The sequence below is a fragment of the Corynebacterium sp. UMB0012 genome, from assembly GCF_030216265.1.
In the GTDB taxonomy this organism is placed as follows: Bacteria; Actinomycetota; Actinomycetes; order Mycobacteriales; family Mycobacteriaceae; genus Corynebacterium.
The window spans coordinates 1-219 of record NZ_JASOKQ010000163.1; the positions used below are offsets into that span (position 1 = coordinate 1).

The following is a 219-nucleotide window of genomic DNA, read 5'->3' on the forward strand; positions in this document are numbered from 1 at the left end:
CTCTACAGAAAAGCCGACACTCGCAACGGCTTCGAACAGCTACTGCTCCAAATGGGCATCCACCAAAAGAATGGAACTCCATACCATCCCCAAACCCAAGGAAAAGTCGAGCGCTTCCACCAAACACTCCAAAAAGCCCTGCACACAAGGCCATTTGCCCACAACATCGCCGAGCTAAACCAACAACTCGATGACATCATCGACTACTACAACAACCAC

1 protein-coding gene is annotated in these 219 nt (G+C 50.2%); it reads left to right on the plus strand.

Going from position 1 to position 219, the window contains the following annotated elements:
* A partial coding sequence (locus QP324_RS12290) for an integrase core domain-containing protein (RefSeq protein ID WP_284816273.1) occupies window positions 1-219 on the plus strand: 219 nt, incomplete at both ends.